Annotated in this window: 24 protein-coding genes and 1 pseudogene; 18 read left to right on the top strand and 7 right to left on the bottom strand. The window is 66.3% G+C overall.

Annotated features, from left to right (window positions below; genetic code table 11):
- Positions 1 to 23 precede the first annotated feature (23 nt).
- The 15 genes from nuoG (at position 24) to Bsp3421_RS24260 (ending at position 15,133) form a co-directional block, all read left to right on the top strand.
- A complete protein-coding gene (gene nuoG, locus Bsp3421_RS24330; protein ID WP_274004134.1) occupies positions 24 to 2,351 on the top strand; it encodes an NADH-quinone oxidoreductase subunit NuoG in 2,328 nt (775 codons plus the stop codon).
- The gene (gene nuoH, locus Bsp3421_RS24325; protein WP_274004132.1) at positions 2,352 to 3,416 is read left to right on the top strand and encodes an NADH-quinone oxidoreductase subunit NuoH; all 1,065 of its coding nucleotides are present in this window, start codon (positions 2,352 to 2,354) and stop codon (positions 3,414 to 3,416) included.
- Between the two features lie 15 nt (positions 3,417 to 3,431).
- Positions 3,432 to 3,920 (top strand): NADH-quinone oxidoreductase subunit NuoI, encoded by a 489-nt coding sequence (nuoI, locus tag Bsp3421_RS24320; RefSeq protein WP_252983716.1) that lies wholly within the window; start codon positions 3,432 to 3,434, stop codon positions 3,918 to 3,920.
- 117 nt (positions 3,921 to 4,037) lie between these two features.
- Complete coding sequence (locus Bsp3421_RS24315; RefSeq protein WP_274004131.1) at positions 4,038 to 4,694, top strand: NADH-quinone oxidoreductase subunit J; 657 nt, start codon at positions 4,038 to 4,040, stop codon at positions 4,692 to 4,694.
- Between the two features lie 17 nt (positions 4,695 to 4,711).
- Positions 4,712 to 5,017, top strand: coding sequence for an NADH-quinone oxidoreductase subunit NuoK (gene nuoK, locus Bsp3421_RS24310; protein ID WP_252983714.1), 306 nt, complete (start codon positions 4,712 to 4,714; stop codon positions 5,015 to 5,017).
- 17 nt (positions 5,018 to 5,034) lie between these two features.
- Positions 5,035 to 7,083: an NADH-quinone oxidoreductase subunit L gene (nuoL, locus tag Bsp3421_RS24305; protein WP_274004130.1), complete on the top strand. Its 2,049-nt coding sequence runs from the start codon at positions 5,035 to 5,037 to the stop codon at positions 7,081 to 7,083.
- 15 nt (positions 7,084 to 7,098) lie between these two features.
- The gene (locus Bsp3421_RS24300) at positions 7,099 to 8,589 is read left to right on the top strand and encodes an NADH-quinone oxidoreductase subunit M (RefSeq protein ID WP_274004129.1); all 1,491 of its coding nucleotides are present in this window, start codon (positions 7,099 to 7,101) and stop codon (positions 8,587 to 8,589) included.
- A 39-nt stretch (positions 8,590 to 8,628) separates the two neighbouring features.
- Positions 8,629 to 10,086 (top strand): NADH-quinone oxidoreductase subunit NuoN, encoded by a 1,458-nt coding sequence (gene nuoN, locus Bsp3421_RS24295; protein WP_274004336.1) that lies wholly within the window; start codon positions 8,629 to 8,631, stop codon positions 10,084 to 10,086.
- A complete protein-coding gene (locus tag Bsp3421_RS24290) occupies positions 10,086 to 10,382 on the top strand; it encodes a DUF2818 family protein (protein WP_252983711.1) in 297 nt (98 codons plus the stop codon). Before nuoN ends, Bsp3421_RS24290 begins: the two co-directional genes overlap by 1 nt.
- A 37-nt stretch (positions 10,383 to 10,419) precedes the next feature.
- Positions 10,420 to 11,010 (top strand): NUDIX domain-containing protein, encoded by a 591-nt coding sequence (locus Bsp3421_RS24285; RefSeq protein WP_274004127.1) that lies wholly within the window; start codon positions 10,420 to 10,422, stop codon positions 11,008 to 11,010.
- 217 nt (positions 11,011 to 11,227) lie between these two features.
- Entirely contained in the window at positions 11,228 to 11,650 is a 423-nt protein-coding gene (locus tag Bsp3421_RS24280) for a DUF1178 family protein (protein WP_274004126.1), read from the top strand.
- Between the two features lie 152 nt (positions 11,651 to 11,802).
- Positions 11,803 to 12,999, top strand: coding sequence for an acyl-CoA dehydrogenase family protein (locus Bsp3421_RS24275; protein WP_274004124.1), 1,197 nt, complete (start codon positions 11,803 to 11,805; stop codon positions 12,997 to 12,999).
- Between the two features lie 10 nt (positions 13,000 to 13,009).
- Positions 13,010 to 14,143 carry an acyl-CoA dehydrogenase family protein gene (locus Bsp3421_RS24270; protein ID WP_274004122.1) on the top strand — a complete coding sequence of 378 codons (1,134 nt, stop codon included), beginning with the start codon at positions 13,010 to 13,012 and terminating at the stop codon, positions 14,141 to 14,143.
- Between the two features lie 49 nt (positions 14,144 to 14,192).
- Positions 14,193 to 14,651: a MaoC family dehydratase gene (locus Bsp3421_RS24265; protein ID WP_274004120.1), complete on the top strand. Its 459-nt coding sequence runs from the start codon at positions 14,193 to 14,195 to the stop codon at positions 14,649 to 14,651.
- Complete coding sequence (locus tag Bsp3421_RS24260; RefSeq protein WP_274004118.1) at positions 14,648 to 15,133, top strand: MaoC family dehydratase; 486 nt, start codon at positions 14,648 to 14,650, stop codon at positions 15,131 to 15,133. Before Bsp3421_RS24265 ends, Bsp3421_RS24260 begins: the two co-directional genes overlap by 4 nt.
- 68 nt (positions 15,134 to 15,201) lie before the next feature.
- Here the strand turns inward: Bsp3421_RS24260 and Bsp3421_RS24255 are convergent, their stop codons facing one another.
- The 4 genes and pseudogenes from Bsp3421_RS24255 to Bsp3421_RS24240 form a co-directional block, all read right to left on the bottom strand.
- Positions 15,202 to 15,894 (bottom strand): glutathione binding-like protein, encoded by a 693-nt coding sequence (locus Bsp3421_RS24255; RefSeq protein ID WP_274004116.1) that lies wholly within the window; start codon positions 15,892 to 15,894, stop codon positions 15,202 to 15,204.
- Positions 15,895 to 16,172: 278 nt separating this feature from the next.
- A pseudogene (locus tag Bsp3421_RS24250) lies at positions 16,173 to 16,635 on the bottom strand (phosphotransferase); the annotation flags it as partial.
- Positions 16,636 to 16,660: 25 nt separating this feature from the next.
- Positions 16,661 to 17,377 carry a histidine phosphatase family protein gene (locus tag Bsp3421_RS24245; protein WP_274004114.1) on the bottom strand — a complete coding sequence of 239 codons (717 nt, stop codon included), beginning with the start codon at positions 17,375 to 17,377 and terminating at the stop codon, positions 16,661 to 16,663.
- Positions 17,378 to 17,385: 8 nt separating this feature from the next.
- Positions 17,386 to 18,177: an oxepin-CoA hydrolase, alternative type gene (locus tag Bsp3421_RS24240; protein ID WP_274004112.1), complete on the bottom strand. Its 792-nt coding sequence runs from the start codon at positions 18,175 to 18,177 to the stop codon at positions 17,386 to 17,388.
- A 177-nt stretch (positions 18,178 to 18,354) separates the two neighbouring features.
- Between Bsp3421_RS24240 and Bsp3421_RS24235 the strand changes: the two genes are divergently transcribed.
- Positions 18,355 to 18,999 carry a glutathione S-transferase family protein gene (locus Bsp3421_RS24235; RefSeq protein WP_274004110.1) on the top strand — a complete coding sequence of 215 codons (645 nt, stop codon included), beginning with the start codon at positions 18,355 to 18,357 and terminating at the stop codon, positions 18,997 to 18,999.
- A 43-nt stretch (positions 19,000 to 19,042) separates the two neighbouring features.
- Here Bsp3421_RS24235 and Bsp3421_RS24230 read toward each other — a convergent pair whose 3' ends face one another.
- Both Bsp3421_RS24230 and Bsp3421_RS24225 read right to left on the bottom strand, forming a co-directional pair.
- Positions 19,043 to 20,215 (bottom strand): pyridoxal phosphate-dependent aminotransferase, encoded by a 1,173-nt coding sequence (locus Bsp3421_RS24230; protein ID WP_274004109.1) that lies wholly within the window; start codon positions 20,213 to 20,215, stop codon positions 19,043 to 19,045.
- Between the two features lie 60 nt (positions 20,216 to 20,275).
- Positions 20,276 to 20,764 (bottom strand): putative toxin-antitoxin system toxin component, PIN family, encoded by a 489-nt coding sequence (locus Bsp3421_RS24225; RefSeq protein WP_274004107.1) that lies wholly within the window; start codon positions 20,762 to 20,764, stop codon positions 20,276 to 20,278.
- A 57-nt stretch (positions 20,765 to 20,821) separates the two neighbouring features.
- Between Bsp3421_RS24225 and yaaA the strand changes: the two genes are divergently transcribed.
- Both yaaA and Bsp3421_RS24215 read left to right on the top strand, forming a co-directional pair.
- Entirely contained in the window at positions 20,822 to 21,604 is a 783-nt protein-coding gene (gene yaaA, locus Bsp3421_RS24220) for a peroxide stress protein YaaA (protein ID WP_274004106.1), read from the top strand.
- Positions 21,605 to 21,647: 43 nt separating this feature from the next.
- A complete protein-coding gene (locus Bsp3421_RS24215; RefSeq protein ID WP_274004105.1) occupies positions 21,648 to 22,802 on the top strand; it encodes a M14 family metallopeptidase in 1,155 nt (384 codons plus the stop codon).
- An 87-nt stretch (positions 22,803 to 22,889) separates the two neighbouring features.
- Here the strand turns inward: Bsp3421_RS24215 and Bsp3421_RS24210 are convergent, their stop codons facing one another.
- Entirely contained in the window at positions 22,890 to 23,525 is a 636-nt protein-coding gene (locus tag Bsp3421_RS24210; RefSeq protein WP_274004103.1) for a BspC domain-containing protein, read from the bottom strand.
- Between the last annotated feature and the right edge of the window lie 23 nt (positions 23,526 to 23,548).

The raw sequence follows: 23,548 nt of genomic DNA, 5'->3' as shown, positions 1-23,548 counted from the left end.
TAGGTTAAGGACCATTCACCATCATGGTTGAACTTGAAATAGACGGCCAGAAGGTCGAGGTGCCCGAAGGCAGCATGGTGATCCAGGCTGCGCACAAGGCGGACAAGTACATCCCTCACTTCTGCTATCACAAGAAGCTGTCGGTTGCGGCCAATTGCCGGATGTGTCTCGTTGAAGTCGAGAAGATGCCGAAGGCCGTACCGGCCTGCGCGACGCCCGTGTCGGCCGGCATGATCGTGCACACCACGTCCGACAAGGCCGTGAAGGCGCAGCAATCGGTGATGGAATTCCTCCTCATCAATCACCCGCTCGACTGCCCGATCTGCGATCAGGGCGGCGAGTGTCAGCTGCAGGATCTGGCGGTCGGCTACGGCAAGTCGTCGTCGCGCTACAGCGAAGAGAAGCGCGTGGTGTTCCACAAGAACGTGGGCCCGCTGATCTCGATGGAAGAAATGTCGCGCTGCATCCACTGCACGCGTTGCGTCCGCTTCGGCCAGGAAGTCGCCGGCGTGATGGAACTCGGCATGCTGGGCCGCGGCGAGCACTCGGAAATCACGACCTTCGTCGGCAAGACGGTCGATTCCGAGCTGTCCGGCAACATGATCGACCTGTGCCCGGTCGGCGCGCTCACGAGCAAGCCGTTCCGCTACAGCGCCCGTACCTGGGAACTGTCGCGCCGCAAGTCGGTGAGCCCGCACGATTCCGTCGGCGCGAACCTCGTGGTGCAGGTCAAGAACAACCGCGTGATGCGCGTGCTGCCGTTCGAGAACGAGACCGTCAACGAGTGCTGGATCTCGGACAAGGACCGTTTCTCGTACGAAGGCCTCAACAGCGAAGAGCGCCTGACCAAGCCGATGCTCAAGCAGGGCGGCCAGTGGCTCGAAACCGACTGGCAGACCGCGCTCGAATACGTGGCGAAGGGCCTCAAGGGCATCGCGGCCGATCACGGCGCGAATGCGCTGGCCGCGCTGTCGAGCGCGCACAGCACGGTCGAGGAGCTGTTCCTGCTCAAGCAGCTGGCGCGTGAACTGAAGACCCCGAACGTCGATTTCCGCCTGCGTCAGGCTGATTTCTCGGCGCCGGTCAACGGTGCGCCGTGGCTCGGCATGCCGATCGCCGACCTGTCGACGGTCAACGCCGCGTTCGTCGTCGGCTCGTTCCTGCGCCGCGACCACCCCCTCTTCGCCGCGCGCCTGCGTCAGGCCGCGAAGAACGGCGCGAAGCTGCATTTCCTGAACGCCACCCGCGACGATGCGCTGATCCCGACCGCGAAGCGGATCGCGGCGGCGCCGTCGACATGGTTCGACGAGCTGGCCGGCGTGGCCGCGGCGGTCGCGCAGGCGCGCGGCGTCGCGCTGCCGGACGCGCTGTCGGGCGTCGCCGCATCGGAAGCCGCGCAGCAGGTCGCGCAGGCGCTGACGAGCGGCGAGCGTCGCGTCGTGCTGCTCGGCAACGGCGTGGTGCAACATCCGCAATTCGCGCAGCTGCATGCGGCCGCGCAGTGGATCGCGGAACAGACGGGCGCGACGCTCGGCTTCCTGACGGAAGCGGCCAATACCGTCGGCGCGCACCTCGTCAACGCACTGCCTGACCAGGGCGGCCTCAATGCGCGCGACGCGTTCGCGCAGCCGCGCAAGGGCTACGTGCTGCTGAACGTCGAGCCGGAATTCGATACGGCCGACCCGGCGCAGGCCCTGGCCGCGCTGAAGCAGGCGGAGATGGTGGTCGTGATGTCGCCGTTCAAGCACGGTCTCGACTACGCGGACGTCCTGCTGCCGATCGCGCCGTTCACGGAAACGGCCGGTACGTTCGTCAACGCGGAAGGCGTCGCGCAGTCGTTCAACGGCGTCGTGCGTCCGCTGGGCGACACGCGTCCGGCCTGGAAGGTGCTGCGCGTGCTGGGCAGCCTGCTGAACCTGCCGAACTTCGAATACGAAACCTCGGAAGAGGTGCGTCTCGCGGCGCTGGGCGAGCGCGTGGCGGCCGAGCGCCTGTCGAACCACACGGCGGTCGCGCCGGCGCGGGTCGCGGCGGCGGCGAACGGCGGCCTCGAGCGCCTCGCCGACGTGCCGATCTATCACGCCGACGCGCTGGTGCGCCGCGCGGGTTCGCTGCATCTGACGGCGGCCGCGAAGGCGGCGAACAAGGCGGCGCTGCCTGCCGCGCTGTTCGACCGGCTCGGTCTGAAGGATGGCGACGCGGTGCGCGTGCGCCAGGGCGATCGCGCGGTGCAGTTGCCGGCCGTGCGTGACGAGAATCTTGCGGAGACGGTCGTGCGTGTATCGGCGGCGACGCCTGCCGGCGCTGAGCTTGGCAGCCTGTCCGGTGAACTGGTGGTGGAGAAGGCGTAAATGAGCTTGTTCGATACGATCAACTCGGGCGGAGCCCAGCTTCTCGGTGTCGCGTGGCCGACGGTATGGGCGCTCGTGCGCATCCTCGTCGTCAGCGTGGTGATCCTGCTGTGCGTGGCGTACCTGATTCTGTGGGAACGCAAGCTGATCGGCTGGATCCACGTGCGTCTCGGACCGAACCGCGTGGGCCCGGCGGGCCTGCTGCAGCCGATCGCCGACGTGCTGAAGCTGCTGCTCAAGGAAGTGATCCAGCCGACGGCCGCGAGCCGCTGGTTCTACCTGATCGCGCCGGTGATGACCGTGCTGCCCGCGTTCGCGGTGTGGGCGGTGATCCCGTTCCAGGCGGAAGCGGTGCTCGCCGACATCAACGCGGGCCTGTTGTACGCGATCGCGATCTCGTCGATCGGCGTGTACGCGGTGATCCTGGCGGGCTGGGCGTCGAATTCGAAGTACGCGTTTCTCGGCGCGATGCGCGCGGCCGCGCAGATGGTGTCCTACGAAATCTCGATGGGTTTCGCGCTGGTCGTCGTGCTGATGACGGCGGGCAGCCTGAACCTGTCGGCGATCGTCAATTCGCAGCAGCACGGCATCTTCGCGAGCTACGGCCTCAACTTCCTGTCGTGGAACTGGCTGCCGCTTCTGCCGGTGTTCGTCGTCTACTTCGTGTCGGGCATCGCGGAAACGAACCGCCACCCGTTCGACGTGGTGGAAGGCGAGTCCGAGATCGTCGCGGGCCACATGATCGATTACTCGGGGATGGCGTTCGCGCTGTTCTTCCTCGCCGAGTACATCAACATGATCGTGATCTCGGCCCTGACCGCGACGCTGTTCCTCGGCGGCTGGTCCGCGCCGTTCGAATTCCTGTCGTTCATCCCGGGCATCTTCTGGCTGGTGCTGAAGGTCTTCGCGCTGCTGTCGGTGTTCATCTGGGTCCGCGCGACGTTCCCGCGCTACCGGTACGACCAGATCATGCGCCTGGGCTGGAAGGTGTTTCTGCCGGTGTGCGTGGTCTGGGTGATCGTGGTCGGCTTCTGGATCATGTCGCCGCTGAATATCTGGAATTAAGGGGCGGTTGAAATCATGACGGCAATCCAACACTTCTTTAAGACGTTCTTCCTGGTCGAGCTGCTGAAAGGGCTCGCGCTGACCGGACGTTATGCGTTCAAGCGCAAGTTCACGGTGCAGTTCCCGGAAGAGAAGACGCCGATTTCGCCGCGCTTTCGCGGGCTGCACGCGCTGCGCCGCTACGAGAACGGCGAAGAGCGCTGCATCGCATGCAAGCTGTGCGAGGCGGTGTGCCCGGCGCTGGCGATCACGATCGAGTCGGAAACGCGCGCGGACAACACGCGCCGCACGACGCGCTACGACATCGATCTCACCAAGTGCATCTTCTGCGGGTTCTGCGAGGAAAGCTGCCCGGTCGACTCGATCGTCGAGACGCAGATCCTCGAGTATCACGGCGAGAAGCGCGGCGACCTGTACTTCACGAAGGACATGCTGCTCGCGGTGGGCGACCGCTACGAGAAGGACATCGCGGCCGCGAAGGCCGCCGATGCGCCGTATCGGTAACAGGTGGTATGCAGTGCCGGCCCGAGCGGGCCGGCCGAGCCGCGGCGACGGTTGCGGCACGCTTGTCTTGTGCCAACGAACCGCGCCTGATACAGGCCTAACGATGAACCGGTAATCATGGACTTCACGACCGTACTCTTCTACATCTTCTCGCTGCTCCTCGTGGTCTCGGGGCTGAAGGTGATCACTTCGCGCAACCCGGTCGGGTCTGCGCTGTTCCTCGTGCTCGCGTTCTTCAACGCGGCCGCGATCTGGATGCTGCTCGAGGCCGAGTTCCTCGCGATCCTGCTGGTGCTGGTCTACGTCGGCGCCGTGATGGTGCTGTTCCTGTTCGTCGTGATGATGCTGGACATCAACATGGACGAGCTGCGGCGCGACTTCAAGCGCTTCGTGCCGATGGCGACCGTGGTGGGCGCGATCATCGTGGTCGAGACCGCGCTGATCCTGTGGCGCGGCTACGGCGCGACCTCCGCGCCGGTGCGCGACATCGCCGCGGGCGCGCTCGCCGGCATGCCGAACACGCGCCTGATCGGCAAGGTGATCTATACCGATTACATCTTCGCCTTCGAAGTCGCCGGCCTGGTGCTGCTCGTCGCGATCATCGCCGCGGTGGCGTTGACCGAGCGCAAGGGCAAGGACAGCAAGCGTCAGCGCGTGTCCGACCAGGTGAAGGTGCGTCGCCAGGACCGCGTGCGCCTCGTGAAGATGCAGGCGGAGAAGCCGCAGCCGGAAACCGTCGACGGCGATGCCGGTTCCACCGGCAACAACGGCTAAGCGGAGGAGAAAGACAAATGTTGACCTTGGCCCATTACCTCGTGCTCGGCGCGATCCTGTTCGCGATCGCCATCGTCGGGATCTTCCTGAACCGTCGCAACATCATCGTGATCCTGATGTCGATCGAATTGATGCTGCTCGCGGTGAACACCAATTTCGTCGCGTTCTCGCATTACCTCGGCGACGTGCACGGCCAGATCTTCGTGTTCTTCGTGCTGACGGTCGCGGCGGCTGAAGCCGCCATCGGCCTCGCGATTCTGGTGACGTTGTTCCGCAAGCTCGACACGATCAATGTCGAGGATCTCGATCAGCTCAAAGGTTAATTTCAGGCACCGCTGTTATGTCAACGACACTCAATGAAAACCTGCTGCTGGCGATTCCGCTCGCTCCGCTGGCCGGCTCGCTGATCGCGGGGCTGTTCGGGAACGCGGTGGGGCGCAAGGGCGCGCACCGGGTCACGATTCTCGGCGTCGCGATCTCGCTCATCCTTTCCGCGATGGTGTTCCTCCAGGTGATGAACGGCGCGAGCTACAACGCGACGGTCTACGAATGGATGAACGTGGGCTCGCTGAAGCTCGAGGTCGGCTTCCTCGTCGATTCGCTGACTGCGATGATGATGGTGGTGGTCACCTTCGTCTCGCTGATGGTGCACATCTACACGATCGGCTACATGTCGGAGGAAGAGGGCTACCAGCGCTTCTTCTCCTACATCTCGCTGTTCACGTTCTCGATGCTGATGCTCGTGATGAGCAACAACTTCCTGCAGCTGTTCTTCGGCTGGGAAGCGGTGGGCCTGGTGTCGTACCTGCTGATCGGCTTCTACTTCACGCGGGAAAGCGCGATCTACGCCAACATGAAGGCGTTCCTCGTGAACCGCGTCGGCGACTTCGGCTTCCTGCTCGGCATTGGCCTGCTGCTCGCCTACGCGGGCTCGATGAACTACGGCGAAGTGTTCGCGAAGCGCGAGGCGCTCGCGGTGCTGCACTTCCCGGGCACCGACTGGGGCCTGCTGTCGGTCGCCTGTATCTGTCTGTTCATCGGCGCGATGGGCAAGTCCGCGCAGTTCCCGCTGCACGTGTGGCTGCCTGACTCGATGGAAGGCCCGACGCCGATCTCCGCGCTGATTCACGCGGCGACCATGGTGACGGCCGGCATCTTCATGGTGACGCGCATGTCGCCGCTGTTCGAACTGTCCGACGCGGCGCTGTCGTTCATCACGGTGATCGGCGCGATCACGGCGCTGTTCATGGGCTTCCTCGGCATCGTCCAGAACGACATCAAGCGGGTGGTCGCGTATTCGACGCTGTCGCAGCTCGGCTACATGACGGTCGCGCTCGGCGTGTCCGCCTACCCGGTCGCCGTGTTCCACCTGATGACGCACGCGTTCTTCAAGGCGCTGCTGTTCCTCGGCGCGGGCTCGGTGATCATCGGCATGCACCACGACCAGGACATGCGCAACATGGGCGGCCTGCGCAAGTACATGCCGATCACCTGGATCACGTCGCTGATCGGCTCGCTGGCGCTGATCGGCACGCCGTTCTTCTCCGGCTTCTACTCGAAGGACTCGATCATCGATGCAGTGAAGCTGTCGCACCTGCCGGGTTCGGGCTTCGCCTACTTCGCGGTGGTCGCGAGCGTGTTCGTGACCGCGCTGTACTCGTTCCGCATGTACTTCCTGGTGTTTCACGGCGAAGAGCGCTTCCGCAAGCCGAAGCATCCGGATTCGCCGATGGGGCAGGCGGCCGCGCACGGTCACGACGATCACGGCCACGGCCATGACGACCACGCGCACGAACCGCACGAGACTCCGTGGGTCGTGTGGGTGCCGCTCGTGCTGCTGGCGATTCCGTCGATCGTGATCGGCGCGATCGCGATCGGTCCGATGCTGTTCGGCGACTTCTTCCAGCACGGCGTCGCGTTCGACAAGGTGATCTTCATCGGCGCGAACCACCCGGCGCTGGCCGAGATGGCCGAGGAATTCCACGGCTGGGCCGCGCTCGGCCTGCATTCGATCTCGACGCTGCCGCTGTGGCTCGCGGCCGCCGGCGTGATCGTCGCGTGGTTCCTGTACCTGAAGCGTCCGGATCTGCCGGCGGTGGTCCGCCGCGCGTTCGGCCCGATCTACACGCTGCTGGACAACAAGTACTACATGGACAAGATCAACGAGGTCGTGTTCGCGAAGGGCTCGGTCGCGATCGGGCGCGGTCTGTGGAAGGAAGGCGACGTCGTGGTGATCGACGGCCTCGTCAACGGCAGCGCGCGTTTCATCGGCTGGTTCGCCGGCGTGATCCGCTTCCTCCAATCCGGTTACATCTATCACTACGCGTTCGCCATGATCATCGGCATGCTGGGGCTCCTGACCCTGTTTGTAACGCTCGGCGGCAAATAAGGCGGGGGACGACTAATGCACTCTTTTCCGATTCTCAGTACCGCGATTTGGCTGCCGATCGTGTTCGGCCTGCTCGTGCTCGCGGTGGGTTCCGACAAAAATCCGGGCACGGCGCGCTGGCTCGCGCTGATCGGCTCGCTCGCGGGCCTCGCGGTCACGCTGCCGCTGGTCACGGGCTTTGATACGAGCACGGCCGCGCTGCAGTTCGTCGAGCAGACGACCTGGATCGAACGCTTCAACATCTCGTATCACCTCGGCGTCGACGGCATCTCGATGTGGTTCGTCGTGCTGACCGCGCTGATCACCGTGATCGTCGTGATCGCGGCGTGGGAAGTGATCACCGAGAACGTGTCGCAGTACCTGGCCGCGTTCCTGATCCTGTCCGGCATCATGATCGGCGTGTTCTCGTCGGCCGACGGCCTGCTGTTCTACGTGTTCTTCGAAGCCACGCTGATCCCGATGTACATCATCATCGGCGTGTGGGGCGGCCCGAACCGCGTGTACGCGGCGTTCAAGTTCTTCCTGTACACGCTGGCCGGCTCGCTGCTGATGCTGGTTGCGCTGATCTACCTGTACACGCAGACGCATTCGTTCGACCTCGCCACCTGGCAGAACGCGAAGATCGCGATGACGCCGCAGGTGCTGCTGTTCATTGCGTTCTTCCTCGCGTTCGCGGTGAAGGTGCCGATGTGGCCGGTCCACACCTGGCTGCCGGACGCCCACGTCGAGGCGCCGACGGGCGGCTCGGTGGTGCTGGCCGCGATCATGCTGAAGCTCGGCGCGTACGGTTTCCTGCGCTTCTCGCTGCCGATCACGCCGGACGCGAGCCACTTCTTCGCGCCCACGGTGATCGCGCTGTCGCTCGTCGCGGTGATCTACATCGGCCTCGTCGCGATGGTGCAGTCCGACATGAAGAAGCTGGTCGCGTATTCGTCGATCGCGCACATGGGCTTCGTCACGCTCGGCTTCTTCATCTTCAACCAGCTCGGCGTCGAAGGCGCGATCATTCAGATGATCTCGCACGGCTTCGTGTCGGGCGCGATGTTCCTGTGCATCGGCGTGCTCTACGACCGCCTGCACTCGCGCCAGATCGCCGATTACGGCGGCGTCGTCAACGTGATGCCGAAGTTCGCGGCGTTCGCGATGCTGTTCTCGATGGCCAACTGCGGCCTGCCGGGCACCTCCGGGTTCGTCGGCGAGTTCATGGTGATCCTCGCGGCCGTCCAGTTCAATTTCTGGATCGCGTTCGGCGCGGCGTTCACGCTGATTCTCGGCGCGGCCTACACGTTGTGGATGTACAAGCGCGTGTACTTCGGCGCGGTGAAGAACGACAAGGTCGCGCAGCTGAAGGACATCGGCCGCCGCGAATTCACGATGCTCGCCGTGCTGGCCGCATTCACGATGCTGATGGGCCTGTATCCGAAGCCCTTCACCGACGTGATGCACGTTTCCGTGGAAAACCTCCTCTCCCACGTCGCGCAGTCGAAGCTGCCGCTGGCCCAGTAAGCGCGAGCGGAGGACATAAAGATCATGCAAAACGCACCTATGACTGTCTTGTTGCCTGACGCGCTGGTGATGCTCGCCATCATCGTCGCGTGGCTGAACGACACCTTCGCCGGCGCGGCCGGCCGTCGCCTCACGTATCTGATCGCGGTCCTGTCGTCGGTCGCGGCCGGCGTGTGGTTCGCGCTGCAGGCGTTCGATCCGCAGCAGTACTACTTCTTCACGCGGATGGTCGTCGTCGACTCGTTCGCGAGCGTGATGAAGGCGGTGGTGTCGCTGGGCTTCGCGGTGGCGCTCGTCTACTCGCGCAAGTACCTGGAAGATCGCAACCTGTTCCGCGGCGACGTGTTCCTGCTCGGCATGTTCTCGCTGCTCGGCCAGCTGATCATGATCTCGGGCAACAACTTCCTGACGCTCTACCTCGGTCTCGAACTGATGTCGCTGTCGCTGTACGCGACCATCGCGCTGCGCCAGGATGCCGCGCAGTCGAGCGAAGCGGCGATGAAGTACTACGTGCTGGGCGCGCTCGCGTCGGGCTTCGTGCTGTACGGGATCTCGATGCTGTACGGCGCGACCGGCTCGCTCGAGTTGAACGAAGTGCTGAAGGCTGTCGCGTCGGGTCGCATCAACGACGCGGTGCTGCTGTTCGGCGTGATCTTCGTGGTCGCGGGCGTGGCGTTCAAGCTCGGCGCGGTGCCGTTCCACATGTGGGTGCCGGACGTCTACCAGGGCGCGCCGACCGCGATGACACTGTTCGTCGGCGGCGGCCCGAAGGTCGCGGCGTTCGCGTGGGGCCTGCGGTTCCTGGTGATGGGCCTGCTGCCGCTCGCGGCCGACTGGCAGCAGATGATCGTGATCCTCGCGGCGCTGTCGCTGATCGTCGGCAACCTGACCGGTATCGTCCAGCGCAACGTGAAGCGGATGCTCGCGTACTCGGCGATCTCGAACATGGGCTTCGTGCTGCTCGGCCTGCTGTCGGGCGTCGTCAACGGCAATCCGGCGTCGGCGGCGAGCGCGTACAGCTCGGCGATGTTCTACACGATCGTCTACCTGGTGACGACGCTCGGCTCGTTCGGCGTGGTGATGCTGCTCGCGCGCCGCGATTTCGAGGCCGAGACCATCGACGACCTGAAGGGCTTGAACAAGCGCAGCCCGGTGTTCGCGTTCGTGATGATGGTGATGATGTTCTCGCTCGCGGGGATTCCGCCGACGGTCGGCTTCTACGCGAAGCTCGCGGTGCTCGAGGCGACGGTCAATGCCGGCCTGACGTGGCTCGCGGTGCTGGCGGTCATCACCTCGCTGTTCGGCGCGTTCTTCTACCTGCGCATCGTCAAGCTCATGTACTTCGATGCGCCGCAGGACACGACGCCGATCACGGGCGATGTCTGCAAGCGCACGATCCTGGTGCTGAACGGCCTTGCCGTCGTCGTGCTAGGCCTGGTGCCGGGCCCGCTGATGACGATCTGCCTGCAGGCCATCAGCCACACGCTGCCGCTCTGATGTCGGCAGCGGGCTGGTTCATCGTGCTGTTGGCGCTCGCGGGCGCCAACCTGCCGTTCCTGAATCAGCGGCTCTTCGCCGCGGTGCCGCTGGGCGCCGCGAAGAAGAGCGGCTGGATCCGGATCGGCGAATTGATCGTGTTGTACTTCATCGTCGGCGCATTGGGCTTCTGGCTCGAATCGCGCGCCGGCAATCGCTTCGAACAGGGCTGGCAGTTCTACGCGATCACGTTCAGCTTGTTCGTGGTGTTCGCGTTCCCCGGCTTCACGTTCCAGTATCTCGTCAAACGACGCTGACGGCCGCCGGCCGTTGCGCTCACTTCCGGAGCCGCCGATGGCTGACCTGCCGAATCACGACGCTACGCTGACCGAAACCTGCATCGACAGCCAATCGATCTACGACGGCGCATTCCTGAAGCTGCGGCGCGACACGGTGCGCCTGCCGGACGGCAAGCAGGCGACCCGCGAGTACGTGAAGCACCCGGGCGCGGTGATGGTGATCCCGCTGTTCGAGGACGGTCGCGTGCTGCTGGAGAGCCAGTACCGTTACCCGATCGGCAAGGTGATGGCCGAATATCCGGCCGGCAAGCTCGATCCGCAGGAAGGGCCGCTCGCGTGCGCGATCCGCGAACTGCGCGAGGAAACGGGCTACAGCGCGCGCGAATACGTGCACCTGACGCGGATCCACCCGATCATCTCCTACTCGACCGAGTTCATCGACCTGTATCTTGCGCGCGGCCTGACGGAAGGGGAGCGCGCGCTCGACGAGGGCGAGTTCCTCGAAACCTTCAGCGCGACCGTGCCGCAAGTGCTGGAATGGATCCTCACCGGCCAGATCACCGACGTGAAGACGATCATCGGCACGATGTGGCTCGACAAGGCGCTGTCCGGCGCCTGGCCGCTCGGCGAGGTGATTCGCCCATAGCCGGGCGCCCCTGGCCGGGCGCCCCTGCCAGACGTCCGTCGCCGATAGTCCTCAAGCGGGGCGCGCCCGGAACCGGCCGTCCCACCCCACGCTCGGCGGCGATTCGAGCCGCACGCTACAATCGACGCCGGTCGCGGTTCGGCCGCAGGTCGAGATTTAGCACGACCGTTCATAAATTTTTGTTTTGCGATACACTCCGAGCACGCCCTGATTCAGCATGAAGGTCCTCGATTTACAGTGCCCGCACGGCCATCGGTTCGAAGGCTGGTTCGCTTCCGCCGATGAGTTCGAAGCGCAGTTGTCCCGCAGGCTGGTCGAATGCCCGGTGTGCGGGGCGACCGAGGTCAGCCGCATGCCGTCCGCGCCGCGCCTGAATCTGTCGGGCGCGACGCAGCCGGCGCCGGCCGATCCGCGCGCGCTGCAGGCGCAGGTGATGCGCGCGTTGCGCGAGGTGCTGGACAAGACCGAGAACGTGGGCGAGCGCTTCGCCGAGGAAGCGCGGCGCATTCATTACAACGAGGCGCCCGTGCGCAGCATCCGAGGAGTGACGACACCGGAGGATGCGCGAGCCTTGGTCGAAGAAGGCATCGACGTGATGCCGCTGCCGGTTCCGGCCGCGCTGAAAGAGCCGTTGCAGTGATCGCCCGCTGATCGCCGCGCTGCTCCTGGCGGCCTCGTCGGCCGCGGAGAGCCCTGCGGGGCCGGCGCAAGTGCCGAGGCACGATGCTGGTCGACCGCGTGGGAACAGGATCAGTGCCGAAGCACTGACGCTGCTCTACAGGAGACACGCGCATGGATCTCGATTATTCCCCCGCCGACGACGCATTCCGCGTCGACATCCGCGCCTGGCTCGAGGCCAACCTGCCTCAGGCCCTGCGCGCGAAGGTTCTCAATCACAAACGTCTGAATCGCGACGACTACGCGAGCTGGCACCGGGTGCTCGCCCCGCGCGGCTGGGCCGCGCCTGCGTGGCCCGTCGAATACGGCGGGCCGGGCTGGAGCGCGACGCAGCGTCACATCTGGGACGAGGAGTGCGCCCGGATCGGCGCGCCCACGGTACTGCCGTTCGGCGTGTCGATGGTGGCGCCGGTGCTGATGAAATACGGCAGCGAGGCGCAGAAGCGCCACTATCTGCCGCGCATCCTCGACGGTACCGACTGGTGGTGCCAGGGTTATTCGGAACCCGGCTCGGGTTCCGACCTCGCCTCGTTGCGCACGCGCGCCGAACGGCACGGCGATCACTACGTGGTCAACGGCCAGAAGACCTGGACCACGCTCGGGCAGTATGCGGACCTGATGTTCTGCCTCGTGCGCACCGATCCCGAGGCGAAGAAGCAGGAAGGCATCTCGTTCCTGCTGATCGACATGAAGACGCCCGGCGTCACCGTGCGCCCGATCATCACGCTCGACGAGGACCATGAGGTGAACGAGGTCTTCTTCGAGGACGCGCGGGTGCCGGTCGAGAATCTCGTCGGCGACGAGAACCGCGGCTGGACCTATGCGAAATACCTGCTCGGGCATGAGCGCACCGGGATTGCGCGGGTGGGCGCGTCGAAACGCGAGCTGGCATTCCTGAAGCAGCTCGCCATGCGTCAGCGCAAGAACGGACGGCCGCTGCTCGAGGATCCCGTGTTCGGCGCGAAGGTGGCCGCGCTCGAGATCGAGCTGATGGCGCTCGAAGTGACGGTGCTGCGCGTCGTCAGCAGCGAGGCGCAGGGGCGCGGGCCGGGACCGGAAGCATCGATGCTGAAGATCCGCGGCAGCGAGATCCAGCAGATGCTGACCGAACTGATGTTCGAGGCCGCGGGCCCGCTCGCCGCGCCGTTCGACGTCCCCTTCCTCGAAGGCGAGCGCGCGCATAGCGTGACGGGCGACGACGCGATCGCGCCGCTCGCCGCGTATTACTTCAACTTCCGCAAGACGTCGATCTACGGCGGCTCGAACGAAATCCAGAAGAACATCATCGCGCAGATGATGCTCGGACTCTGAGGAGCGGCGCATGGACTTCACCTTTACCGAAGAACAGCAGCAATTCGCCGACGCGCTGCGCCGCTATCTCGATGCGCGCTATGGCTTCGACGCGCGTCGCGCGATCGTGCACGGCGCGACCGGGGTGTCGGCCGAGCAGTGGGGCGCGTTCGCCGAACTCGGCCTGACCGCGTTGCCGGTGCCGGAGGCGCAGGGCGGCTTCGGCGGCGGCACGGTCGACATGCTGGTCGTGATGCAGGAGCTGGGGCGCGCCCTCGTGGTCGAGCCGTACTGGGCGACCGCGGTCGGCGTCGAGGCGCTGCGCGTCGCGGGTTCCGGCGCGGGCGAGGATGCGGCGCTGCTGGCGCGCGTCGCGCACGGCGACGCGAAGCTCGCCGTCGCGTTTCACGAACCGGATGCGCGTCATGACCTGTTCGCGCTGGCCACCATCGCCGCTGCGCGCGGCCAGGGCGTCGTGCTGAACGGCATCAAATCGGTGGTCCGGCACGGCGCGCAGGCGGATGCGTGGATCGTCCCGGCGCGCACCGCCGACGGCGCGCTCGGCCTGTATGTGGTCGAACGCGGCGCGGCGGGCGCGCAGGTGGTCGACTACCGGACCATCGACGGCCAGCGCGCCGCGACGCTCACGCTGACGGACGCGCCCGGCCGCGCGCTGACGGGCGGCGAGCGCGATGCGGCGGCGCTCGACCGGATCGCCGACTACGGCATCGTGCTGCTGTGCGCGGAAGCGCTCGGCGCACTCGACGCACTGAATCGCGCGACGCTCGAATACACGAAGAACCGCACGCAGTTCGGCGGCCCGATCGCGCGTTTCCAGGTGTTGCAGCACCGCATGGTCGACATGCTGATTCACGCGGAGCAGGCGCGTTCGCTGACCTATCTGGCGGCGGTGCGCTATGCGAGCGACGACGCCGACGAGCGGCGCCGCGCGGTGTCGGCCGCGAAGGCGCGGGTCGGTCAGGCCGCGCGCTTCGTCGGCCAGCAGGCCGTGCAGCTGCACGGCGGGATGGGCGTGACCGACGAGGTCGCGGCGGCGCATCTGTTCAAGCGCCTGTCGATCATCGAGACGACGCTCGGCGATGTCGATCATCATCTCGCGCGCTTTGCCGCGCTGCCCGGGTTCGCGGCGCCGCAGGAGGCATGAGGCAGGGCAGGACGGCGCGCGCGTGCGCGCCGCAATCACGGAGAAGGCGATGGGTATCAGCTACGAAGATCTGGAAGTCGATTCACGCACCGAGGTCGGCACGCACACGTTCACGCCGGACGAGATCGTCGCGTTCGCGCGGCAGTACGATCCGCAACCGTTCCATCTCGACGAGGCGGCCGGCCGCGCGTCGCCGTTCGGCGGGCTGGTCGCGAGCGGCTGGCATACCTGCTCGGTGTTCATGGGCATGCTCGTGCGCAACGTGCTGCAAGGGTCGACCAGCATGGGCTCGCCGGGGATCGAGGAGATTCGCTGGCTGAAGCCGGTGCGCGCGGGCGACGCCATCACGATGTACAACAAGGTGCTCGACAAGCGCGTCTCGGAGAGCCGTCCGGACCGCGGCATCGTGACGACCGAATGGGAAGGGGTGAATCCGCAGGGCGAGACGGTGATCACGGTCCGTTCGAAAGTGATCTTCGGGCTGCGCGCGCCGCAGCCGCGCGCATGACGTCGGAGGCGGCGGCCGCCGCGCCGCTGATCGATTCCGCGCCGGCGCTGCACGCGCGCGTCGGCGCGGAGCGGGCCGTGAGCGGGTGGCGCGTGATCGATGAGGCGCGCGTCGAGCGCTTCGCCGACGCAACCGACGATCACCAGTGGATCCATGTCGACCCGGTCCGCGCCGTGCGCGAATCGCCGTTCGGCGGGCCGATCGCGCACGGTTTCCTGACCTTGTCGCTGATCCCGGCGCTGCTCGGCGATGCGCTGCGCTTCGAACAGCGCATGGGCGTGAACTACGGGCTCAACCGGGTGCGCTTCCTGCGCCCGGTGCCGGTGGGCGCACGGGTGCGCGCGGCATGCATGCTGAAGGCGGCGGAGGATGTCGCGAACGACGGGGTGCGCGCCACCTGGTCGATCTCCGTCGAGATCGAGGCGCAGGGGCAACCGGCGCTCGCCTGCGTCGCGGAATTCATCACGCAGCATCACTTCTGAACGCGACAGTATGCGCGCCGCGAGGCGGGGGCGTCATGGCGGGCCCACCACGCGACGCGCAGCGCGGCTCAGCGCTTCGCGTACTGGGTCGCGCCGAACAGCACCTCGCGCGCCTTGTCGTCCTGCAGCGGCTTGCGCAGCGACGCGAGCACCTCGACGCCGCGCTGCACGGCGGGACGCGCGGCGATGGCGTCGTGCCAGCGCTTCACGTTCGGGAATTCCTCGAGCGTGACACCCTGGTTCTTCCACGAACGGGTCCACGGGAACGTCGCGATGTCGGCGATCGTGTATGCATCGCCGGTGAGATAGGCATGCTTGCCGAGTTGCTTGTCCATCACGCCGTACAGGCGGCGCGTCTCGTTCGTGTAGCGGTTGACCGCGTAATCGATCTGTTCGGGCGCGTAGATCCGAAAATGATGGGTCTGGCCGAACATCGGGCCGACGCCGCCCATCTGGAACATCAGCCATTGCAGCGTGGTGTAGCGCGCGGCGGGGTCGGTGGGCAGGAACTGGCCGGTCTTCTCGGCGAGGTAGACGAGGATCGCGCCCGATTCGAACAGCGACAGCGATTGCCCGCCGGGGCCGTCGTGGTCGACGATCGCCGGGATCCGGTTGTTCGGGCTGATCGCCAGGAAGTCGGGCGTGAACTGGTCGCCCGCGCCGATATCGATCGGATGGGCCTCATAGGCGAGGCCGGTTTCCTCCAGCATGATGTGCACTTTGTGACCGTTCGGGGTCGCCCAGCTGTAGACGTCGATCATCTGCGTTCCTCGGTTGCGGTTCGTCAATGCGGCGCGCGTGTTTGTTGCGCCGCGGCAGGCGGAAATTAGAGCATAGATTTTTCGCGGCTGCAGACGTCGCGCGGCGAGGTTTGCCGAGGGAAGCGCATGCGGTGACGCTGCACAGGTCCGCCGTCGCGGCTGCATCACGTGCGGGCTGTCGGGGCGCGCACGCGGCGCATCGCGGACCAGGCGAGGCGGGCGAGCGGCATCGCGTCAATTGCCATGCGAGTTCCGCCATCGGTCGCGTGCCGGCCTGCGTCGAGCGCAGGCAGCACGCCGATCGTGCGGCCCATCTCGTCGACGTGAGCGGTGCGCTCGCCCGGCGTCGTGCCGGGCAGTGCGGGATCCCACAACATGCGGCCCGCCACGCAATCGATCACGTAGAAGGCGCGACCGATCACGTACTCGTGCTCGCACAGCGCGAGCCTCCGCGTGACCGGTACGCCGGTGTGCGCGTGCGATTGCATGCGCGGACGGCAGCAGCTTCGCGGCGGGCCCGGGCTTGGCTCGCATCACATAGCAGCGCGTGGGCGTCGGTCGGATTCGATTGGCCGCGATCGAATCGCTCGATCGCAAGCAGCCCGGCGAAATTCTCGACGTGGCGGGCAAGCCAGTCGGCGAGCGCGCCGTATCGGGATGCTGCGCGGCGTCGACCGGGCGCGTGCCTGCGAAGGCGCGGTAGTCGGTCGCTGAGCCCGCCGGATGATTCAGATGCGCCATCGTCGTCTCCGGACGCCGGGCCGGATCAGCCGCGCGTGTTTTGCAGATACTGCTGGTAGTAGATTTCCATCACCGTGTTGCGGGCGTCGCGATGCAGCGGTTCGTGCGGGCAATAATCGAGCAGGCGGATCAGATAGTCGTTGTCGCGTTCGCCGATGTCGATCGCGTTGATGCAGCCGGTCGCCTGCGACAGGCGGCCGTTGAACAAGCGTTGTTCAGGCAACATGGCATGCGACAGCAGCGCGCAGTTCACGCCGCCATGCAACACCAGCAGCGCGGTATCCCACGACGGGTCCGCGCGCAGCGCGGCGAACGGCGGCAGGACGCGATCGATCAGTTCGCCGATCGTCTCACCGCAGAGAAAGCGGGTATCGTGGGACACGAGGCCGTCGAGCGCGCGCAGGAACGCGCCCTCGTGCTGCTCGGGCGGCAGCGCGTCGAGATTGCCGCCGCGGATTTCGCGCCACGCGGGTTCGATCTCGATCACGGCAGGCTGGCCCGTTTCGGCCAGCACGCGCCGCGCGGTTTCGATGGTGCGGGGCAGGCCGCTCGTGATCACGCGGTCGAAGCGCACCGCCTGCTCCGCGAACAGCCGGCCCGCCGCGCTGGCCTGCGCGCGGCCGCGTTCGTTGAGCGGTACGGCGTCGTGGTCGATGACCTCGACGTCGGCGTCGAAGTAGGTGACATCGCCGTGGCGCATCAGATAGAGGCGGCGACGTTTCGGCAAGGTGTAGCGGGACATGGCGGACATCAACGTTTGTAGATAGGCGTGCGTTTTTCGAGAAAGGCGGTAATGCCCTCGAGCGCGTCCGGATGATAGAGCGCGGCGAGGAATTGATCGCGTTCGGCGATCAGTTGGGTCGCGAGCGGCCGGTCGGGCGCATCGGCGAGCAGCGTCTTGATGCCGGTGAGGGCGTGCGGCGAAATGGCGCCGAGTTCGTCGGCCCACGCGATCGCGGCCTCGCGCGCGGTGCCGGGCTTCGCAAGCCGGTTGACGACGCCGAGCGCGTGCAGCCGGGCGGCGCTGGCCGGCTTGCCTTCGAACAGGATCTCGGCGGCCAGCGTGCGCGGCAGCGCGCGCGCGAGGAACCACGAGCCGCCACCGTCCGGCGTGAGCCCGACGCGCGCGTAGGACATCAGGAATTTCGCGTCGTCGCCCGCGACGATCAGGTCGCACGCGAGCGCGAGCGAGAAGCCGGCGCCCGCCGCCGCGCCGTCGACCGCGGCGATCACGGGCTTGGTCGCGGTGTGCAGCGCTGTCACCCATTCGCCGAGCAGGTCGATGCTTTCCGCCTGCAGGGCCGGGTCCTTCGCGCGATTATCGAGCAGGCGGTTCAGGTTGCCGCCCGCGCAGAAGAAACGGTTCGCGCCGGTCAGCACGACCGCGCGGATCGCCGGATCGCGCTCGGCGGTGTTGAGCGCTTCCAGGCCGGCGGCGTACATGTCGGGATGCAGCGCATTGCGCGCACCGGGGTTGGACAGCGTGAGGACGAGAGTCGATTCGCTTTCGGGCGGGCGCGATGCGAGCAGGGCTGCGCTCATGCGGGTCTCCTGGGCAGGGGCGGGGCGGGCAGCCGGGATGCGGCGCCCGGATCGATGATGATGCATGACAAGTGCCGAACTTGTCTTAGACTAGCACGAACGTGCTTTTCGACGTGGCGTCGGCGGGCCGGCACGGGGCTGGATGCGGCCGACGTTCCCATAAAAAGGAGGCGTCTCATGTTGCAGCTGTGTGGTTTCCCTCTGTCCAATTACTACAACAAGGCCAAGCTGGCCCTGCTCGAATTCGGCATCCCGTTCGAGGAGGAGCGGTTGGGGCTGCCGCTCGCCGATCCGGCCTCGCTGGCCGCGTCGCCGTTCGGCAAGGTGCCGTTCCTGCGCACCGAGTCCGGTCCGATCAGCGAATCGCAGGCGATCATCGAATACCTGGCGGCGCGCCATCCGGAGCTGGGCATTTTCCCGGCCGATCCGTACGCGGCCGCCAAGGTGCGCGAGCTGATCACCTGTCTCGAGCTGTACATCGAGCTGCCCGCGCGCGAGGTGTACCCGGAGGCGTTCTTCGGCGGCACGGTGAGCGACGGGACCAAGCGGCGCGTCGAGGCGCGCCTCACGCACGCGCTCGATGCGCTGAAGCAACTGACGACCTTCACGCCGTACGCGTATGGTGACGCGTTCGGGATCGCCGACGTCGTCGCCTATGTGCACTTGCCGCTCGTCGGACTGGCGACCAAGCAGGTCTTCGGGCGCGACTTCGTGCTCGCGGCGGGGATCGACTGGAAGGACTACGCGAAGCGGCTCGGCGAACGGCCGGCCGTGCGACGCGTGGCGGAGGAACGCAAGGCGTTCCAGGACGCCGCCAAGTAGGCGGGATGACGCACGGGCGGCGGGCCGCCCGTGCGTCAGGCGCTCAGAGGCGCGCGAGCCGTTCGAGCGCGGCGGCGAGCGTCTGTTCCTGTTTCGCGAAGCAGAAACGCACGACGCCCGATTCGTGCGGCGCGTGGTAGAACGCGGACACCGGGATCGCGGCGACGCCGATCTCGGTCGTCAGCCATTTCGAGAACTCCGCTTCCGGCAGGTCGCTGATCGCCGAGTAGTCGACGCACTGGAAGTAGGTGCCGGTGCACGGCAGCAGCTTGAAGCGCGAGCCGGCCAGCCCCGCGCGGAAGAAGTCGCGCTTCTTCTGGTAGAACGCGGGCAGCGTCAGATATGGCTGCGGATCGCGCAGGTAGGCGGCGAGGCCGACCTGCATCGGCGTGTTCACGGTGAATACGTTGAATTGGTGGACCTTGCGGAATTCCGCCGTCAGCGCGGCGGGCGCGGCCACGTAGCCGACCTTCCAGCCCGTCACGTGGAAGGTCTTGCCGAAGCTCGACACGATGAAGCTGCGCGCGGCCAGCTCCGGATAGCGCGCGACGCTCTCGTGCCGCTCGCCGTCGTACACCATGTGCTCGTACACCTCGTCGGACAGGATCAGCAGGTTGGTGCCGCGCACGATCTCTTCCAGCTTGCGCATGTCGCTGTCGCGCCAGACCGTGCCGGTCGGATTGTGCGGCGTGTTGATCAGGATCAGGCGGGTGCGCGGCGTGATCGCGGCGGCGAGGCGGTCGAACGGGATCGCATAGTCGGGCGCTTCGAGCGTCACGAACACGGGCGTGCCGCCCGCGAGCGCGATCGACGGCAGGTAGCTGTCGTAGGTCGGCTCGACGACGATCACCTCGTCGCCGGGATGGACCGCGCACAGGATCGCCGTCAGCAGCGCCTGGGTGGCGCCCGCCGTGATGGTGATCTCGCTCGCGGGGTCGTAGCGGCGGCCGTAGAGCTGGGCGATCTTGTCGGCGATCACTTCGCGCAGGGGCGCGACGCCTGCCATCGGCGGGTATTGGTTGTGCCCGTCGCGCATCGCGTCCGACACCGCATCGACGATGCGCGGGTCGCAGCCGAAATCCGGGAAACCCTGTCCGAGGTTGACTGCGCCCGCTTCGGTGGCAAGCGCGCTCATGACCGTGAAGATGGTCGTGCCCACCTCGGGCAGGCGGGAGGGAAAGTGCGGCGTCGTCGGCATGTCGTGAGGTGCGTTCATCGTGGCGTACTGGATGGAAAGTGCGAAACGGTAACGGGACGGCAAGGCGCGGCGTGACGATCAGACGGGGGCGGGCTCTCCGTCGGCGAGCGCGCAGGCCGCCGTGAACGGCGCGGGCTGCGCGATCCGGAAGCCGAAGTCGCGTTCGGTGCGGCGCGCGAGCTTCAGCAGCGCACGGTCCTTCGACACCAGCCACTCGGCGCGCGCGGCATGCGCGAGCTCGAGGAACTTCTGGTCGTCGCGGTCCTTGCACTTGGGCAAGGGCCGGCCGACCGGCGCTTCCGGTGCGTCCGGCGCGGGCGCGACCAGGCGGGCGAGCCGCGCGACCGTGGCGAGCGCGGCGGCCTTGTCGACCGCGCGCGCGCGGAACTGCGGGTAGTCGAGCACGCGCTCGAGTTCGTTCAGGCAGCGCGCGTCGATCAGCGCGACGAGCGCGCCTGCCTCGAGGGCGGCGCGGATCGGGCGGGCGGCGGGGTCGTCGAACACGAGGATGTCGATCCAGACATTCGAATCGAGTACCACGGTGCGCGGCACGTTGGAGCTGGGCATTCGTTACAATCGGTAGTTTTCGTCTGACCGCACGGCACGACGTGCCTGCGAGCCTCTATGATAATCGTTCTCTCTCCCGCGAAATCGCTCGACTACGACACGCCGCCCCATATTCAGGCACATACGCTCCCGGATTTCATCGAAGACGCGGCCGAACTGGTCGATGAACTGCGCGCGCTGTCGCCGCAGCAGATCGCGAGCCTGATGGATATCTCGGATCCGCTCGCGCAGCTGAATTTCCAACGCTACGCCGACTGGTCGCGCACGTTCAGCCCCGCGAATGCGAAACAGGCGGTGCTCGCGTTCAACGGCGACGTCTACGAAGGGTTCGACGCGCGCTCGCTGTCGGCCGCCGATCTCGACTACGCACAGCGTCACGTGCGCGTGCTGTCGGGGCTCTACGGGCTGCTGCGGCCGCTCGACCTGCTGCAGCCGTACCGGCTCGAAATGGGCACGCGCTTCGAGAATGCGCGCGGCAAGGATCTGTACGCGTTCTGGGGCGAGCGCATCACGCAGGCGTTGAATACGCAGCTGAATGCGCGCGAAGGCGCGTCGCGCGTGCTGGTCAACTGCGCATCGACCGAATATTTCCGCTCGGTGAAGCCGAAGCTGCTCGACGCGCCGGTGGTCACGCCGGTGTTCGAGGATTGGAAGGGTGGCCGCTACAAGATCATCAGCTTCCATGCGAAGCGCGCGCGCGGCCTGATGGCGCGCCATGTGGTCGAGAACCGCATCGCGACGCCGGACGGCCTGAAGGCGTTCGCGACGGAAGGCTATGCGTTCGATGCGGCGGCCTCGAACGATGCCACTTATGTGTTTCGCCGGCGAATCGGCGCCTAATCGCCCGGACGGTTCACGAGACCGTCCGGCACAAGGAGATGCAATGAACCTCTCGATCACCAGCAACTTCGACGCGGGCGCCATCGACGTCGTGTCGTGCGAGCGCGCGGACGAGATCCGTCTGCGCGTGCGCGGCGACAGCCGGGCCGAGTTCGCGCAATGGTTTTATTTCCGCCTGTCGGGCGCGCGCGGCGAACGCTGCGTGATGCGCTTCGAGAACGCGCATGCCTGCGCGTACCCATCCGGCTGGCGGGACTACCGGGCGGCCGCGAGCTACGACCGGGTCAACTGGTTCCGCGTGCCGACCTCGTACGACGGCACCGTGCTGACCATCGACCATACGCCGGAATTCGACAGCATCTACTACGCGTACTTCGAGCCGTACGGCGAGGAGCGGCATTCGGAGTTCCTCGGCGCGGTGCAGCAGATGCCGCAGGCGAATGTGGTCGAGTTGGGGCGGACGGTCGAAGGCCGGCCGATCTCCCTGCTGGTGCTGGGCACGCCGGAAGAGACCGAGGTGCCGAAGAAAAAGGTGTGGATCATCGCGCGGCAGCATCCGGGCGAATCGATGGCGGAATGGTTCGTCGAGGGCCTGGTCAAGCGGCTGGCGGGCTGGGGCGACTGGGCGGGCGATCCGGTTGCGCGCAGGCTCTACGATCTCGCGACCTTCCATATCGTCGCGAACATGAATCCCGACGGCAGCGTGCTCGGGAACCTGCGCACCAACGCGGCCGGCGCGAACCTGAACCGCGAGTGGATGGAGCCGGATGCCGCGCGCAGCCCCGAGGTGCTGGTGGTGCGCGAGGCGATCGCGGCGACCGGTTGCGACATGTTCTTCGACATCCACGGGGACGAGGATCTGCCCTATGTGTTTGTCGCGGGCTCCGAGATGCTGCCGGGCTTCACCGAGCAGCAGCGGATCGAGCAGGCGGCTTTCATCGAGGCGTTCAAGCAGGCGAGCCCGGATTTCCAGGATCAGTACGGCTATGCGGCGTCGAAGTATAAGGAAGACGCGCTGAAGCTGGCGTCGAAGTACGTCGGCCACCAATATGGCTGCTTGTCGCTGACGCTGGAGATGCCGTTCAAGGACAACGCCAATCTGCCCGACGAGCGGGTGGGCTGGAACGGCGAGCGCAGCGCGTCGCTCGGTGCCGCGATGTTGCTGGCGGTGCTGAACCAGGTGCAGAAGTTCTGCTGACCAGCGACAGCGGTCCGCACGGCGGGCCTGGACATGGAAAAAGCCGGAGCATGCTCCGGCTTTTTCCTGCCCGCGGGAAAGCGGCGCTTACGCACTCTTCTTTGCCGTCGATTTCTTGACGGCCTTCTTCTGGGTGCCCGATTTCTTCGTGGTCGCGGCTTTCTTGCCGCCGCCCTTGCCCGGGGCCTTCGCTTTCGACTTGCCTTTGCCCTTGCCGGCATGGGCCTTCAATTTCTTATTCGACGACGCGGGGCGCTCGACATGCGCCCGGGCGGGCGGCACCGGATCGTTCCAGCTGAACGCGAGCATCTGCGTGCCGACGTAGCCGCAGCGGAACTTGAGGTGCGCCGGGTCGCTGCCGTTGTTGCTGATGCCGAGCCCTTCGACGGTGACGATGTTGTCGACCTTGACGCGTTGCTTGCCCTGGTCGAACGAATCGTTCCAGGGCGTGATCGTGGCGCTGCTCGGGTCGAAGGCGCTGGACGGGAATTCGACGTGATCGAACGCATTGGAGGTGCTGGCGATGAAATTGCCATGCGCCGCGCAATCCGCGACGAGCGGATCGGCATGCATCTCGTTCACGTACTTGTTGATCATTTCGGCGCGCTGGTCGAGCAGGTCGGCGAGCGCCGGGGTGGCGCATGCAAGCGACAGGCCCGTGATGCAGGCCGCCAGCTTGCCGAGCACGCCCAATAGGCGGTACGAGGCGGGGAAGCTGTCCATCTAGGTATGAGATAAGCGCGATA

This window comes from Burkholderia sp. FERM BP-3421 (assembly GCF_028657905.1).
GTDB lineage: Bacteria > Pseudomonadota > Gammaproteobacteria > Burkholderiales > Burkholderiaceae > Burkholderia.
Note: the sequence above shows the minus strand (reverse complement) of the source record. Positions and strands in the feature narration are given on the sequence as shown.

Excerpts from the sequence above, each read along its gene's own strand:
- Bsp3421_RS24280 (WP_274004126.1), top strand. The coding sequence starts at position 11,228 with ATGAAGGTCCTCGATTTACAGTGCCCGCACGGCCATCGGTTCGAAGGC.
- Bsp3421_RS24230 (WP_274004109.1), bottom strand. The coding sequence starts at position 20,215 with ATGAACGCACCTCACGACATGCCGACGACGCCGCACTTTCCCTCCCGC.
- Bsp3421_RS24225 (WP_274004107.1), bottom strand. The coding sequence starts at position 20,764 with ATGCCCAGCTCCAACGTGCCGCGCACCGTGGTACTCGATTCGAATGTC.
- yaaA (WP_274004106.1), top strand. The coding sequence starts at position 20,822 with ATGATAATCGTTCTCTCTCCCGCGAAATCGCTCGACTACGACACGCCG.
- nuoL (WP_274004130.1), top strand. The coding sequence starts at position 5,035 with ATGTCAACGACACTCAATGAAAACCTGCTGCTGGCGATTCCGCTCGCT.
- nuoG (WP_274004134.1), top strand. The coding sequence starts at position 24 with ATGGTTGAACTTGAAATAGACGGCCAGAAGGTCGAGGTGCCCGAAGGC.
- Bsp3421_RS24210 (WP_274004103.1), bottom strand. The coding sequence starts at position 23,525 with ATGGACAGCTTCCCCGCCTCGTACCGCCTATTGGGCGTGCTCGGCAAG.
- Bsp3421_RS24260 (WP_274004118.1), top strand. The coding sequence starts at position 14,648 with ATGACGTCGGAGGCGGCGGCCGCCGCGCCGCTGATCGATTCCGCGCCG.
- Bsp3421_RS24270 (WP_274004122.1), top strand. The coding sequence starts at position 13,010 with ATGGACTTCACCTTTACCGAAGAACAGCAGCAATTCGCCGACGCGCTG.
- Bsp3421_RS24215 (WP_274004105.1), top strand. The coding sequence starts at position 21,648 with ATGAACCTCTCGATCACCAGCAACTTCGACGCGGGCGCCATCGACGTC.
- Bsp3421_RS24240 (WP_274004112.1), bottom strand. The coding sequence starts at position 18,177 with ATGAGCGCAGCCCTGCTCGCATCGCGCCCGCCCGAAAGCGAATCGACT.
- Bsp3421_RS24300 (WP_274004129.1), top strand. The coding sequence starts at position 7,099 with ATGCACTCTTTTCCGATTCTCAGTACCGCGATTTGGCTGCCGATCGTG.
- Bsp3421_RS24275 (WP_274004124.1), top strand. The coding sequence starts at position 11,803 with ATGGATCTCGATTATTCCCCCGCCGACGACGCATTCCGCGTCGACATC.
- Bsp3421_RS24235 (WP_274004110.1), top strand. The coding sequence starts at position 18,355 with ATGTTGCAGCTGTGTGGTTTCCCTCTGTCCAATTACTACAACAAGGCC.
- Bsp3421_RS24255 (WP_274004116.1), bottom strand. The coding sequence starts at position 15,894 with ATGATCGACGTCTACAGCTGGGCGACCCCGAACGGTCACAAAGTGCAC.
- Bsp3421_RS24285 (WP_274004127.1), top strand. The coding sequence starts at position 10,420 with ATGGCTGACCTGCCGAATCACGACGCTACGCTGACCGAAACCTGCATC.
- nuoH (WP_274004132.1), top strand. The coding sequence starts at position 2,352 with ATGAGCTTGTTCGATACGATCAACTCGGGCGGAGCCCAGCTTCTCGGT.
- Bsp3421_RS24315 (WP_274004131.1), top strand. The coding sequence starts at position 4,038 with ATGGACTTCACGACCGTACTCTTCTACATCTTCTCGCTGCTCCTCGTG.
- nuoK (WP_252983714.1), top strand. The coding sequence starts at position 4,712 with ATGTTGACCTTGGCCCATTACCTCGTGCTCGGCGCGATCCTGTTCGCG.
- Bsp3421_RS24290 (WP_252983711.1), top strand. The coding sequence starts at position 10,086 with ATGTCGGCAGCGGGCTGGTTCATCGTGCTGTTGGCGCTCGCGGGCGCC.
- Bsp3421_RS24245 (WP_274004114.1), bottom strand. The coding sequence starts at position 17,377 with ATGTCCCGCTACACCTTGCCGAAACGTCGCCGCCTCTATCTGATGCGC.
- Bsp3421_RS24265 (WP_274004120.1), top strand. The coding sequence starts at position 14,193 with ATGGGTATCAGCTACGAAGATCTGGAAGTCGATTCACGCACCGAGGTC.
- nuoI (WP_252983716.1), top strand. The coding sequence starts at position 3,432 with ATGACGGCAATCCAACACTTCTTTAAGACGTTCTTCCTGGTCGAGCTG.
- nuoN (WP_274004336.1), top strand. The coding sequence starts at position 8,629 with ATGACTGTCTTGTTGCCTGACGCGCTGGTGATGCTCGCCATCATCGTC.